The following is an 11957-nucleotide window of genomic DNA, read 5'->3' as shown; positions in this document are numbered from 1 at the left end:
TTTTATTTGTAATCTTTATTTTTTCTCAACTATCGCCGAACCAGTCGCTGGAACTAATTTATCTTTTGCAACGTCTTTTACACTTTTCAATTCTACATCAACAGGTTTAACCAAAGATTTTGTTGGACTTTCGTTTCCTCTGTGACACATAACACATGTTACAACATTTATTTGTTCAGGATTTTTGGCATTTTCCCAGTTGAAATTTTTCGCATTTATATCACGTGTCATTACAATCATGTGTCGTGCAAATTCTTTCTCTTTTTTTGCATCACTTGCAAAATCCATCTTCTTTGTTTCAGGATTATTTGCGTGACAGAAATTACATTTCACTCCTAATGCATCATTATATCCTCTCATCAAACCTTTCAGACTATCTTCCGAGATATTTTGCGGTAAAACTTTTAAATTTTTCCATTCAGATGCAGAAACTTCTTTTCCCAAATCAATTTTATGAGAAGTTGTAAATGAAAAAATGCTAAATAATAATGCAACTACACCTAACGATGCTATAATTCTTTTCGATTTCATATTGAGTCTTTTTTTATTATACCCAAGGTAAAACAATAATTAATCCCAAAAATTACTCCTTAAAAATTTGGAATAATTTTAAATAACTCATTTACAAATCTTACTTACAATCGTTTAAAAACGCCATACTAGCAAACGTGAAACTTTGTTTCCTTGTTGCATATTTATTATTTTGTATTCTCTTACTTTTTCACGTTTCAAAACGCTTTCAAGAATGCGAAGATTTTCTTTACGAGAAACTAATGTTGTAAACCATTTTACTTGATGTTTAAATTCAACACTTTCTTTGATCATTTTTGTGATAAACAAACGTTCTCCACCTCTACACCAAAGCTCTGAATTATTTCCACCAAAATTCTGAATCGGTTTTTGATCCGATTTTTGACCCAGATTTCTTAATTTACGCATCGTTTGTTCCATCACTTCTTGATTCGATTTAAAGAATGGTGGATTACAAATCGTGATGTCAAATTTTTCTCCTTGTTTAATGATATTTTTGAAAATATTATTTGGATTAAACTGCATTCTGATCTCTACTTTATTACGTAATCTCGCATTTTTACGCACAATTTCTTCTGCATTTTTGTGCGATTCATAATCTAACTCAGCTCCAACGAAATTCCAATCGTATTCATAATTTCCTACAATTGGATAAATACAATTTGCTCCAACGCCAATGTCTAAGACTTTTACATCTTTTCCACGAGGAATTACACCATCAAATTTTTCGCCTAACAAATCAGCAGCATAATGGATATAATCAGCACGACCAGGAATCGGAGGACATAAATTATCCTTTGGCAACTCCCAATAATCAATATCATAATAGGTTTTTAATAAAGCTTTGTTTAAAGCTTTTACAGCTTCGCGATCAGAAAAAGTGATCGTTGGTTCGTTCTCTCTATTTGGTTTAATATATTTAGAAAGTGGTGGATAAATCGCACACAATTTTTCGAAATTATAGGGCGCCAAATGACGATTACGCGAATGTAATTTTTTGATATTGGTCTTCTTTTCAGGAGTACTCATTGGAAAAATATTTGTGCAAAAATAAGACAACCTTTGCAGTTTAGTGCAAAGGTTGTTTTGGTTTTGATTATTTAATTTGTTTTTGTAATACTTCAATCTGTTTCAAAAGATGACTAATCACTTCTAATCCTTCAAGGTTTACACCTAATTCGTAATGAAATTTGATGTAACGTTCTACATTTGTTAAATCATCTTCTTCGATGAAAAATTCTTGATTACGTTCGTGTAAAACAACTAATCCGTTTTGATATAAATCTAGTACAAACTGAGGTTCAATCTGATGATATTGACTAAACTGAACAACTGATATCGTTATATTTTTCATGGTTTAAGCTTTTTTAATTGAACGTAATTTTTCAAACAATTCTTTTTCTTCGGCAGATAAGTTGGTTGGAACTTTAATTAAAAATGTGACATAAAAATCTCCAAACTGCTCTGCTTTTTTATAAATTGGTAAACCTTTTCCTTTCAATTTTACCTTTTTATTATTCTCTGTTCCTTCTTTAATCGGAACTTTTACTTTACCAGAAAGCGTTTCAATTGTAACTTCTCCTCCTAGAATTGCATCGTACAAATCCACTTCAACTGTTGTAGATAAATCCGCTCCATTTATCTCAAATTTTGTGTTATTATTGATATGAAACGTAATGTATAAATCTCCATTAGGACCATTGTTGTAACCTTGACCACCATGCCCTTTTATTTTGATCGTTTGTCCATCTTCTACACCGGCAGGAATTGTTATTCTGATGTTTTTACCATTTACAGTTAACGTCTGTTTTTGATCAACTAAAACATCAGTCAAATTAAGCGTTAAACTTGCATTAACATCTTGTCCTTTATAACCAGTTGATCTACTACGCCCTTCTCGTCCAAACATAGATCCAAAAAAGTCTGAATAACCATCAAAATCTCCGAAACCTTGTGCTCCATCAAAATCTGAATACGAATGTTGTTGTTGCTGATTTTGACGAGCTTTCTCGTACTCTTCACCATGTTGCCAGTTTTCACCATACTTATCGTATTTTTTACGTTTTTCAGTATCGCTCAAAACTTCGTTCGCTTCGTTCAATTCTTTGAACTTTTGCGCAGCTTCTTCGTTATTTGGATTAAGATCAGGATGATATTTTCGTGCTAACTTTCGGTAAGCTTTCTTTATTTCTTCTTGTGTTGCCGTTTTTGGCAAACCTAATATTGTATAGTAATCTATAAAAGCCATAATAATTTATAAATTTTTCATTCTAATTTAATCAAAATCAAGACCATTCTATAATACATTAACGTAAAATATTCGTTTTTTATCTGAAGCTGACATTTTTTCATAATTCTTTCCAAAATGAATAAAAAATCTGACAATCTATCCAAAATTTTTAAACATAAAATAAAATAATTCAAACAAATACATTATTTTCAACTCATAAAAATTGGTTAATGAGTAGTAAAAATTTTTCAAAAAACATACTGATTGGTGCTTCTGTTGGTGATGCATTAGGAGTCCCTGTTGAGTTTAAAAGTAGGCAACATTTAAAAACAAATCCAGTAACAGATATTATGGGTTTCGGAACTTATGATAAACCTGCTGGTACTTTTTCTGATGATAGTTCGATGATGTTTTGTTTAGCAGAATCGTTGGTAGAGGGATATGATGTAAATGATATTGCTGAAAATTTTCAGAAATGGATGCACGAAGGTTATTGGACTGCGGACGGAGAAGTTTTTGATGTAGGAATTGCAACTAGAAAAGCAATTAATCGTTTACGAGTTGTTAAACATCCTACAGAAGCGGGTTCTACAGCTGAAAGAGATAATGGTAACGGATCGTTAATGCGTATTTTACCATTGGCTGTATACGCAAAAGATTTATCGATTGAAGATCGTTGCGAAATTGTAAAACAAGTTTCTTCAATTACGCATGCACACAGCCGTTCGGTATTAGCATGTATCTATTATATTGAGTTTGCATTGAATATTTTGGAAGCTGAAACTATTGAAGAAGCCTACTTAAATACCAATTTTTGGTTAAAAATATATTTAGAAGAAAATACTGAATATCAAACAGAATCAATCTTTTTTGAAAGAATTTTAAACGGAAGTCTACTTGACTTGTCTGAAAACGAAATCAAATCTTCTGGTTATGTTATTGATTCTTTAGAAGCTGCAATTTGGTGTTTACTACACTCAAATACATACGAAGAATGTATTCTAAAAGCTGTAAACCTTGGCGAAGACACGGATACAATTGCATGTATAGCAGGTGGAATTGCGGGTATTTTTTATGACGTAAAAACTATTCCAGAACATTGGATAAATCAATTGGCAAGGAAAGAAGATATTTTAAATTTAGCGAATAGATTGAATGAAAAATATGAAAAAGAGAATTGAGTAATCAATTCTTTTTTGTTTTATAATTATCCTATATTTTTGTAAAATAACACTACTTAATGAAACATTTTTTACTTTATACTTTACTTTTAATCTCTTCTTTTTCTAAAGCACAATATAACAAAGGCGAGAATCTTGTAAACGTTATACCATATTGGAATAAAGGTGCTGTATATGAATATGAGGTTACTGAAACTAAATACGATTTTAAAAGATATGATACTATCAATCGGAAAACAACTAGTTATGATTTAAAATTAACTATTATTGATTCTACTGAAAATTCTTATACAGTGGAATGGAAAACTAAAATTAATATGCCAACTGAGAATCCTGAAATAATAAAAATTATTGAAGAACATTTTAAAGATCTCGGCGACTATAAAATCTTGTATAAAACAAATGAGTTAGGAGCAATTCAGGAAATCACTAACCAGGATGAAGTAAAAAAGTACTATACAAGACTAATGAATATTGCAACAAAGGATTTAAATTTAAGTGAAAATGAAAAAAAACTTTTTTTCCAATTCATTGATAATGATGAATATTTTAATACATTTTTGTTGCAAGATTTAAATCAATTTCATCAATTCTATAGTTATCAATTTACAACAACGCCTATAATAAATGAAATAGAGTATACGAATCCATTTACAAATACACCTATTCAGTTAAAACAAACGTATAAACTAAATCAATATGACGAAGAAGATGAAACCTATTCGCTAAGAATGGATCAATATGTTGATGAAGAAAAATTTTTAAATGATATCAAAAAAATCATAACAAAGAAAAAAGATGATACACTAAAAGATATGAATGTTTGGGTTTCTTTAGAACAAGTTTTACACAATTCTGGCATTCTCTTGTACTCAAAAAACACAAAAGTTGTTGATGTAGATGGTACATCTAAGAGTGTAATAAAAGAATTTATTTTAAAATAGTAATTGAACATTTTCGTAAATTTGCTGAATGGAAAGTCAAAAAAATAATCCATTACACGGAAAACGTTTAGACGATATTATCGAAGAATTAGTGATTTATTATGGCGGTTGGGAAGGTTTAGGAAATCAAATTAACATCAAATGTTTTAATGATAATCCAAGTTTGAAATCGTCGCTAAAATTTCTTCGAAAAACAGATTGGGCGCGTACAAAAGTAGAAGAATTGTACATCAAAAAAATTGCAAAATAATGAGTGCAACCATTCTTGAAGAAAAGATTTTTATTGATTCTGAGCTTTTAACCAATATCGAAGAAGAAAGTCAAGTTATTATACATTGTTGTATGACAGCCGACGAATATGCAAATGCTGCACGTATTTGGCCTTCTACTTTTATTATTGATAATCAATCAGGAAAACGTTGTCAATTGGTTTTTGCAGACGGAATTACGATGTATCCAAATTGGACGTATATCGAAGAAGGTTCGTCTCTTCATTTCACATTAATTTTCAATGGTTTGCCAAAAAGTTGTCAATCATTTGATTTGGTCGAAATTATTCCGCAAGCTGGAGGCTTTGAATACCGAAAAATAAATCGAAATAAAAGCGATGTTTATCACGTCGAATTTTCAGAATAAATTAAAAAAAATGCGTTTCAAATGAAACGCATTTTTTAATAATATAAACTGTATTTTTTATTGAATTACTCCAATATCATTTCGATAATATTCGTAATCAAAATGTACTTTCTTGATGTTTTCGTAAGCTGTTTCACGCGCTTCTTCTAATGTATTTCCTAATCCAACTATGTTGATTACACGTCCACCAGAAGTCAAAATTTGTTCTCCTGATAATTTTGCACCTGCAATAAAATTAGGACAAGTTACATTTTCTAAACCACGAATCTCAAAACCTTTGTCGTAATTTCCTGGATATCCTCCCGAAACCATAACCACACAACACGCATGTTGATTTTTGAAAGTCAAATCAAAATCTTCTCCTTTGATTGCTTTATTTACAACCTCAGCCAAATCATTTTCTAACAAAGGTAAAGTTGTTTGCGTTTCTGGATCGCCCATTCTTAGGTTATATTCCAACAAATAAACTCCTTTTGTCGTAATCATTAATCCAAAGAAAATAACACCTGCAAATTCTAATCCTTCCTTGATTAAACCACATTTTGTTGGCTCCATAATCTCTTCTTCGAACATTTTGAAATGCTCGTCTGTAAACAATGGATTTGGAGCGATAACGCCCATTCCACCAGTATTTAAACCAGTTTCTCCTTCTCCAATTTTCTTGTGATCTTTTGCCGAAACAAATGGAACGATTTTTTTCCCGTTAAAGAAAGACAAAATAGAAGCTTCAAAACCTTCTAAATATTCTTCGATAACCACTTCGTTTCCTGCATCTCCAAAGGTTTTATCTTCCATGATATCCAAAACAGCTTGCTTCGCTTCTTCGAAATCTTGGCAGATAATCACTCCTTTTCCAGCCGCTAAACCAGAGGCTTTCACTACAATTGGATACTCTTGTGTTTTCAAATAATCAATCGCCAACATTGGTCCTTGAAAATTCTTATATTTTGCTGTTTTCACACCGTATTTATCCATAAAATCCTTCGCAAAAGCTTTAGAAGCTTCCAATTGCGCAGCAGCTTTATGAGGTCCGAAAACGTTTAAATTCTCTTTCTGAAAAATATCAACGATACCTTCTGATAACTCAGCTTCTGGTCCAACAAAAGTTAAATCGATTTGATTTTCTTTCGCGTAATTTTTCATTTCTTCAATCGAAGAAACCGAAACATTAGTTCCAATTTGCGCTGTTCCTGCATTTCCTGGAATAAAGAATAATTCTGCTTCTTGACCTTTTTGTTTGAAGTCCTCAGCAAATTTCCATCCGATTGCGTGTTCGCGACCACCTGAACCGATTACTAAGATGCGATTCGCGGTTTGCGATTCGCGGTTTGCGCTATTATTTTGTTCCATTGTTTTTCTTTGTTAAATAGTTTTGAAAATTTTGATTCATTCTACAATAATGATCAATTAATTCTAAAGCTTCATTTAATTCTGATTCTGTTATATAATTCAACTCAAAAGCTATTATTAATTGAGCTTCAACTTCAAAAGCAGAACCTTTTGAAATAGATAGAAAATTAATCATTTGCTGATTTGAATTTCTTCCAGAACCTTCTGCGATATTTGAAAGAATTGAAACAACTGCTCTTTTTATTTGAACAGTTAATCCATACTTTTCTGATTCTGGAAATTTATTAGAAAGATTATAAACCAGTCTTAAAATTTCCAAACTTTTTTGCCATATGTCTAAATTTCTATAACTTCTCATTTACATTAAGTTAATCTTAAATTCCAACATCGCAAAACGAATATCGCATATCGAATTTTAGTGCATAAAATGTCTCATTCCTGTGAAAACCATCGGAATTTCGCGTTCGTTACACGCATCAATAGATTCTTGATCTTTAATTGATCCACCTGGTTGAATAATTGCTTTAATTCCATTTTCAGCAGCAAAATCTGCTACATCACGGAAAGGGAAAAATGCATCTGAAGCTAAAACTAAATCTTCTTCCACTTTTTCTTTTGCACGTGCAATCGCTTGTTGAGCAGCCCAAATACGGTTTGTTTGGCCACCTCCGATTCCGTAAGCTTGACCATTCGTCGCTACAACAATCGCGTTAGATTTTACCCATTTAACAATTTTTTGAGCAAAAACTAAATCTGTCATTTGACGATCTGTTGGTTGAGCTTCAGTTACAACTTTAAGATCTGTTGAAAACTGATTATCTGTAGACTGAACAATTAATCCACCATCAACTTTTACATAAGTTACTTTATCCGAAACAGGATTTTTCACTTTGATGATACGTAAGTTTTTCTTTTGTTTGAAAATTTCTAACGCTTCTTCTGTAAATGAAGGCGCGATGACAATTTCTAAGAAAATTTTATTTAATTCAACCGCTGTTTTTCCATCAACTTCTCTATTGAAAGCGATAATTCCACCAAAAATTGACATTGGGTCACATTCGTATGCTTTTTCATAAGCAATTAATGTTGAATCTCCGATTGCCACTCCACAAGGCGTTGAATGTTTCACAGCACAACACGTTGTTTCTTCGAATTCTGAAACTACTTTATAAGCCAAATCCATATCACGAATATTATTGAAAGAAAGTTCTTTTCCTTGCAAATATTCGAAATCTTTCATTGCGCCATTTTTCGTTTTATCAACGTAATAAGCCGCTTTTTGATGTGGATTTTCTCCGTAACGTAAATCCATCACTTTCTCGTAAGAAGACTCTAAAAATTGAGGAAAATCTTCTCCTAAAATGTAAGTAGAAATCGCGGCATCGTAAGCAGAAGTTAAGTTGAACACTTTACCAGCACATAATTTACGTGTTTCGATAGAAGTTGAACCATTCTCACGAATTTCATTCATCACCACTTCATAATCATTCACATCCGTTACAACCGTTACATCATAAAAATTCTTTGCAGAAGAACGTAACATTGATGGTCCTCCAATATCAATAAATTCAATCATTTCTGCTTCAGAAAGACCTGTATTCATCTTTTCGAAAAATGGATAAAGATTTACAATAACGATATCGATTGGGTTAATTCCGTGTTCTGCAATCGTTGCCATATGGTTTTCGTCCGAACGACGCGCCATGATACCACCATGAATTGCAGGATGTAAAGATTTTACGCGACCATCTAAGATTTCAGGAAAACCAGTTACATCTTTTACTTCTGTAACTTCGATTCCATTGTCTTGTAAATGTTTGTAAGTTCCTCCAGTTGATAAGATTTTGTAATCTTGTTCAACCAAGAATTTTGCAAATTCTAACAAGTTCGACTTGTCCGAAACACTGATTAGCGCTTGTTTTTGCATTGTGTTTAGTTTTTAAAGTTTATTGTTTGTTTACTATTTTATTGGAAATGAAAAACCTCAATGTACACGACATTGAGGCATTTTATATTTATGCTTCGCTGATTTGCTTAATTGCCTTGATGTAGATTTCACTTTCTACCTCAGCAACTTTTCGTTGTAAATCTGCTACTTCATCACCTTCTTCGATTTCAAAAGTCCCTTGACAAATAATTTGTCCTTCATCTACACCAGCCGTCACAAAATGTACGGTTGCTCCTGATGTTTTTTCACCAGCTTCTAAAACCGCTTTGTGAACCTTTGCTCCATACATTCCTTTTCCACCAAATTTTGGTAATAATGCAGGATGAATATTAATCATTTTCGAGCCCCATTTCGAGGTAAATTCTGGAGATAATATGGTTAAAAAACCTGCCAAAACAATTAAGTCGATTTCTTCTCCTTCTAAATTATGTTCGGCATCTTCCGAAAAAGTTTTTCGGTCTAAGACATACGTTCGGATATCTTTATCCAACGATCGTTCTATTGCATAACAGTCGCGGTCTGCCATTACCATCGAAATCTCGACATTTGGTAACGTTCCGTCTTCAACTGCATCAATAATATTTTGAAGATTTGTTCCGCCACCGGAAACAAATACAGCTATTTTCATGTTTGTTTGTAAGTAATCTTGTTTGTTTTACAAAGATAAGATTTTAGTTGAAGCAAGCCGAAAAATATAACTTGGATTTAATCTATTTATTAATGATTTATTCACAATCAAAAACAAAAAAGGCTATCTCTTATCGAAATAGCCTTTTGAAAATATTTTTTAGTGACCTTGTGTTCCGTCAACTCCATGTGCGTGTCCGTGAGATAATTCTTCCTCAGTTGCTGGACGAACATTTAAAACTTCAACTTCAAATTCTAATGTTTTTCCTGCCATTGGAGGATTCAAATCTGCAATTACAGCTTCTTCTGTTACCTCTACAACTGAAGCACGGAATTGATTTCCTGCATCATCAGTCAAAGGTAAAAGCGCTCCAACTGGTGGTAATCCAGATTCTTTGAACATATCTAAAGGCAATTGAGCAACAGCTTCTTCTACTCTTTCACCATATCCTTCTGCTGGAGTAATTACGAATGATTTTTTATCACCAACTGTTAATCCTTTTAATTCTTCTTCAAATTTTGGAATCATCATTCCAGCTCCGAATAAAAAAGTTAATGGCTCTTCTGCATTTGATTGTTCTACAAATACTTTTTCACCATTCGCTTCGATGGTATGTAATGAGTAGTTTACTGCAACTACATTGTTGTTTTCTATTGACATAAATTGTAAGTTATGGATGCTTAAAAAAGCGTTCATTTTTAATACTTATGTTTTAACAACAATTATTCCTTTCGAATAATTTGACCAATTTTGGCAGTTATTTAAATTTTCGGACTGACAATTTTTATTTAATCAATAAAAAGTAATGCTTTTTTGATGTCTTCATAACCGATTTCACCATTGAAATAATCATAAATTGGTTTTAAAACTTTATTCTCTTCAAATTCGATTTCGCTATAAGCCAATCGAACTTTACCAATAATTTTATCAGAAGGTTTAAATTTTGAATAATCCAAATCAGGCTCACTTTCTTTGATTTTACCAATATGATCGACAATTGCTGAAGTAGTTAAACCTCTTTTTTCTGCGATTTGATCCAAAGTCAACCCTTCTTTTACATATTCTAATGTGATTTCGTAAGTCGATTTTTTTTGACCTTTTTCTTTGGTTTTATTCTTTTCTATATTCTTCGCAATTTGCTTTTTATCCAATGTTCCGCCAGAATATCTGATGAAAGCCGCCCAAGAATCTTGCAATTCTTTTTCGTCTAAAAAATCATCCACCTCATTCGATAAAACCTGAAAACGTCTATCAGCCTTCATCGCCAGCGAATCGATTTCTAAAGCAGTTTGATTAAGACCATGTAACATCAACGAATTTAAATCTCGCAAACGCGAAAGCGCAACATACCCTTGTCCTTTTTCGAATGCTTTCGACAAATCTATAAACGCAGAATCTAACGTCATTCCTTGTGATTTGTGAATTGTAATCGCCCAAGCCAAACGCAACGGAACTTGTGTGAATGAAGCCAACGCTTTTCCGCTTTCGTCTTCTATCGCCCAAGTTTCTGGTTTTGCAACATAAAATTCTCCATCCAAAGTTTTGATAATTGGCTCATCTTTTTCGGTATAACCTGATACATTTCCAAGCGTTCCATTTACAAAACCAACTTCGAAATTGTTACGAACAAACATTACTTTCGCTCCAATTTTCAGTTCTAAAATTTCTTCTGCTAAAACAGATTTTTTAAGAACCTCAACCAAAGCTGGATTTCCCGCAACTTTTGCTTCAAAAGTTTTGGAAGAAGAATCAATATTAATCAATTGACCTTTATTGATACGATCCACATCCATATTATGCGTGTACAAACGAGTTTGCGAATCTATTTCATCTGGAAAATATTCGATTCGAGATTCTAATAAATCAACCGTTTTTTGCGAAATATTTCCCGAACGAATTTCATTCAAAATATCATTCAACGCATTATTTTGTTGACGATATTGCTCTGTCAAATAGCAAATATGCACTTTTGATTGCACCCAAGCATCTGACATAAAACAAAATTTATCTTTCGATTCTTCCCATTCTTCACCAATTGGTGGCAACTGAAAAAAATCTCCCGAAAAAATGACTTGAACACCTCCAAAAGGTTCATCATTTTGTTTGAAAAATTTCAATACATAATCAACTGCATCCAACTGATTTCTGTGCAACATCGAGATTTCATCAATAATCAAGACTTTAACTTTGTCCATCTTATCTCTGAAATATTTCTTGTCCCGAAGCGAAGCTAAGTATCGATCTGAAACATAATCTTTTATTCCAATTCCAGCCCAAGAATGTATCGTTTGACCATTCATATGCGTGGCTGCAATTCCCGTAGAAGCTGTTATAGCAACAGGAATGCCGTGTTGTTTAAGATACTGAATGTATTGATTTAACACATAAGTTTTTCCGGCACCCGCAGAACCTGTTAAAAATACATTTCGACCAGATTTTAGAATTGCCAAAGCCTTAGATTGTTGCATAACTTATGAGTGAATTTGGAGTTTTTGAATGAAATGCAAAG

General features: G+C 32.4%; 14 protein-coding genes. 4 read left to right on the top strand and 10 right to left on the bottom strand.

What is annotated here, in order from left to right; all coding sequences use genetic code 11:
- Positions 1–15: 15 nt before the first annotated feature.
- The 4 genes from QHG34_RS02975 to QHG34_RS02960 form a co-directional block, all read right to left on the bottom strand.
- Complete coding sequence (locus QHG34_RS02975) at positions 16–531, bottom strand: c-type cytochrome (RefSeq protein WP_282628665.1); 516 nt, start codon at positions 529–531, stop codon at positions 16–18.
- Between the two features lie 114 nt (positions 532–645).
- Positions 646–1560 carry a 23S rRNA (adenine(1618)-N(6))-methyltransferase RlmF gene (gene rlmF, locus QHG34_RS02970; RefSeq protein ID WP_282628664.1) on the bottom strand — a complete coding sequence of 305 codons (915 nt, stop codon included), beginning with the start codon at positions 1558–1560 and terminating at the stop codon, positions 646–648.
- A 67-nt stretch (positions 1561–1627) separates the two neighbouring features.
- A complete protein-coding gene (locus QHG34_RS02965) occupies positions 1628–1885 on the bottom strand; it encodes a chaperone modulator CbpM (RefSeq protein WP_282628662.1) in 258 nt (85 codons plus the stop codon).
- A gap of 3 nt (positions 1886–1888) precedes the next feature.
- Positions 1889–2779 (bottom strand): DnaJ C-terminal domain-containing protein, encoded by an 891-nt coding sequence (locus QHG34_RS02960; RefSeq protein ID WP_282628660.1) that lies wholly within the window; start codon positions 2777–2779, stop codon positions 1889–1891.
- Between the two features lie 212 nt (positions 2780–2991).
- On the opposite strand from QHG34_RS02960, the gene QHG34_RS02955 reads away from it, so the two are divergent.
- The 4 genes from QHG34_RS02955 to QHG34_RS02940 are packed head-to-tail and all read left to right on the top strand — an operon-like array spanning position 2992 to position 5522.
- On the top strand, positions 2992–3942 hold the full coding sequence (locus QHG34_RS02955; protein ID WP_282628658.1) for an ADP-ribosylglycohydrolase family protein: 951 nt from the start codon (positions 2992–2994) through the stop codon (positions 3940–3942).
- Between the two features lie 59 nt (positions 3943–4001).
- Positions 4002–4886: a hypothetical protein gene (locus QHG34_RS02950; RefSeq protein ID WP_282628657.1), complete on the top strand. Its 885-nt coding sequence runs from the start codon at positions 4002–4004 to the stop codon at positions 4884–4886.
- A gap of 28 nt (positions 4887–4914) precedes the next feature.
- Positions 4915–5136, top strand: coding sequence for a VF530 family protein (locus tag QHG34_RS02945; RefSeq protein WP_282628656.1), 222 nt, complete (start codon positions 4915–4917; stop codon positions 5134–5136).
- Positions 5136–5522, top strand: coding sequence for a hypothetical protein (locus tag QHG34_RS02940; protein WP_180904866.1), 387 nt, complete (start codon positions 5136–5138; stop codon positions 5520–5522). Before QHG34_RS02945 ends, QHG34_RS02940 begins: the two co-directional genes overlap by 1 nt.
- A 57-nt stretch (positions 5523–5579) precedes the next feature.
- Here the strand turns inward: QHG34_RS02940 and purD are convergent, their stop codons facing one another.
- The 6 genes from purD to QHG34_RS02910 all read right to left on the bottom strand — a co-directional run bounded on the left by purD (position 5580) and on the right by QHG34_RS02910 (position 11916).
- Positions 5580–6872, bottom strand: coding sequence for a phosphoribosylamine--glycine ligase (gene purD, locus QHG34_RS02935; RefSeq protein WP_282628655.1), 1293 nt, complete (start codon positions 6870–6872; stop codon positions 5580–5582).
- The gene (locus QHG34_RS02930) at positions 6859–7230 is read right to left on the bottom strand and encodes a four helix bundle protein (protein ID WP_282628654.1); all 372 of its coding nucleotides are present in this window, start codon (positions 7228–7230) and stop codon (positions 6859–6861) included. The genes purD and QHG34_RS02930 overlap by 14 nt, the downstream gene beginning before the upstream one ends.
- Before the next feature lie 57 nt (positions 7231–7287).
- The gene (gene purH, locus QHG34_RS02925; RefSeq protein WP_282628653.1) at positions 7288–8799 is read right to left on the bottom strand and encodes a bifunctional phosphoribosylaminoimidazolecarboxamide formyltransferase/IMP cyclohydrolase; all 1512 of its coding nucleotides are present in this window, start codon (positions 8797–8799) and stop codon (positions 7288–7290) included.
- A gap of 88 nt (positions 8800–8887) precedes the next feature.
- On the bottom strand, positions 8888–9448 hold the full coding sequence (purN, locus tag QHG34_RS02920) for a phosphoribosylglycinamide formyltransferase (protein ID WP_219034718.1): 561 nt from the start codon (positions 9446–9448) through the stop codon (positions 8888–8890).
- 159 nt (positions 9449–9607) lie between these two features.
- A complete protein-coding gene (locus QHG34_RS02915; RefSeq protein ID WP_282628652.1) occupies positions 9608–10108 on the bottom strand; it encodes an FKBP-type peptidyl-prolyl cis-trans isomerase in 501 nt (166 codons plus the stop codon).
- Positions 10109–10236: 128 nt separating this feature from the next.
- Positions 10237–11916 (bottom strand): AAA family ATPase, encoded by a 1680-nt coding sequence (locus tag QHG34_RS02910; protein ID WP_282628651.1) that lies wholly within the window; start codon positions 11914–11916, stop codon positions 10237–10239.
- Positions 11917–11957: the final 41 nt, after the last annotated feature.

Source organism: Empedobacter sedimenti, from assembly GCF_030005555.1.
Taxonomy (GTDB): domain Bacteria; phylum Bacteroidota; class Bacteroidia; order Flavobacteriales; family Weeksellaceae; genus Empedobacter; species Empedobacter sedimenti.
Note: the sequence above shows the minus strand (reverse complement) of the source record. Positions and strands in the feature narration are given on the sequence as shown.

What these genes read in the sequence shown, in the direction of transcription:
- purD (WP_282628655.1), bottom strand. Translation starts at nt 6,872, where the DNA reads ATGGAACAAAATAATAGCGCAAACCGCGAATCGCAAACCGCGAATCGC.
- QHG34_RS02965 (WP_282628662.1), bottom strand. Translation starts at nt 1,885, where the DNA reads ATGAAAAATATAACGATATCAGTTGTTCAGTTTAGTCAATATCATCAG.
- QHG34_RS02910 (WP_282628651.1), bottom strand. Translation starts at nt 11,916, where the DNA reads ATGCAACAATCTAAGGCTTTGGCAATTCTAAAATCTGGTCGAAATGTA.
- QHG34_RS02945 (WP_282628656.1), top strand. Translation starts at nt 4,915, where the DNA reads ATGGAAAGTCAAAAAAATAATCCATTACACGGAAAACGTTTAGACGAT.
- QHG34_RS02950 (WP_282628657.1), top strand. Translation starts at nt 4,002, where the DNA reads ATGAAACATTTTTTACTTTATACTTTACTTTTAATCTCTTCTTTTTCT.
- purH (WP_282628653.1), bottom strand. Translation starts at nt 8,799, where the DNA reads ATGCAAAAACAAGCGCTAATCAGTGTTTCGGACAAGTCGAACTTGTTA.
- QHG34_RS02955 (WP_282628658.1), top strand. Translation starts at nt 2,992, where the DNA reads ATGAGTAGTAAAAATTTTTCAAAAAACATACTGATTGGTGCTTCTGTT.
- QHG34_RS02930 (WP_282628654.1), bottom strand. Translation starts at nt 7,230, where the DNA reads ATGAGAAGTTATAGAAATTTAGACATATGGCAAAAAAGTTTGGAAATT.
- rlmF (WP_282628664.1), bottom strand. Translation starts at nt 1,560, where the DNA reads ATGAGTACTCCTGAAAAGAAGACCAATATCAAAAAATTACATTCGCGT.
- purN (WP_219034718.1), bottom strand. Translation starts at nt 9,448, where the DNA reads ATGAAAATAGCTGTATTTGTTTCCGGTGGCGGAACAAATCTTCAAAAT.
- QHG34_RS02975 (WP_282628665.1), bottom strand. Translation starts at nt 531, where the DNA reads ATGAAATCGAAAAGAATTATAGCATCGTTAGGTGTAGTTGCATTATTA.
- QHG34_RS02915 (WP_282628652.1), bottom strand. Translation starts at nt 10,108, where the DNA reads ATGTCAATAGAAAACAACAATGTAGTTGCAGTAAACTACTCATTACAT.
- QHG34_RS02940 (WP_180904866.1), top strand. Translation starts at nt 5,136, where the DNA reads ATGAGTGCAACCATTCTTGAAGAAAAGATTTTTATTGATTCTGAGCTT.
- QHG34_RS02960 (WP_282628660.1), bottom strand. Translation starts at nt 2,779, where the DNA reads ATGGCTTTTATAGATTACTATACAATATTAGGTTTGCCAAAAACGGCA.